This window comes from Photobacterium sp. DNB22_13_2, assembly GCF_052873915.1.
On sequence record NZ_JBNNXU010000252.1, the window covers coordinates 1 to 243 of the forward strand.

General features: G+C 58.4%; 1 protein-coding gene. It reads right to left on the minus strand.

Annotated features, from left to right (window positions below; genetic code table 11):
• On the minus strand, nucleotides 1-187 hold a 187-nt coding region (locus ACVA58_RS28560), incomplete at its 3' end, for a hypothetical protein (protein WP_446513600.1).
• Nucleotides 188-243 lie beyond the last annotated feature (56 nt).

The following is a 243-nucleotide window of genomic DNA, read 5'->3' on the forward strand; positions in this document are numbered from 1 at the left end:
GCTGGAAACGTGCCAGTGGCTTGGTTCGCAGCTGCACCTTGGACAAGGAGGCCCCGCTGCCCTGGGTCTGTTCTTGTAGCGGGTTCAGATTCGACAGGGTCATGTCGAACATGATCAAGATGCGGCCGTTGACAACCTTTGGCGTGAACGTGCTTGTGAAGCCGGAGATGTCAGGGGCGGTTTGCATGGAAGACGTGGAACCCACGTTCGACGCCAACGTGGTCTGCGAGCTCGGGATGTAGT